This is a genomic window from Neisseria sp. P0009.S008, from assembly GCF_051958615.1.
Lineage (GTDB): Bacteria > Pseudomonadota > Gammaproteobacteria > Burkholderiales > Neisseriaceae > Neisseria > Neisseria subflava.
This window is the reverse complement of record NZ_JBQCVG010000054.1, coordinates 1-286: the sequence shown is the minus strand read 5'-3', so window position 1 is coordinate 286 and position 286 is coordinate 1. Positions and strand designations below refer to the sequence as shown.

The window sequence follows — 286 nt, the reverse complement described above, 5'->3', positions numbered from 1 at the left end:
CTCGGGAGTAGCGTCCTTCTAATTTTGCTGCATGGCGGTCGTTAAAGCGATATTTGACGCCGCCTGTCAGAGACCACAGGTTTCCCTTTTGACGCATAAGGCGCTCGCCGTCTTTATATTCCCGATAATTCTCTTTGTAATATTCCGTACCCACGGTAAACTCGACAGGACGGGCAGCCTGTGTGCAGACGGCGGCTGACAATGCCAAAACGGCAAAGCAGAAGCGGGTGGTTTTTTGCATGTATATTCCTTTTCTTTGTTAGAATCAATATGATAAGTTAGAGAA

1 pseudogene is annotated in these 286 nt (G+C 47.2%); it reads right to left on the bottom strand.

What is annotated here, in order from left to right:
- Positions 1–241 (bottom strand): annotated as a pseudogene (locus ACTHSQ_RS11215) (outer membrane beta-barrel protein); the annotation flags it as partial.
- Between the last annotated feature and the right edge of the window lie 45 nt (positions 242–286).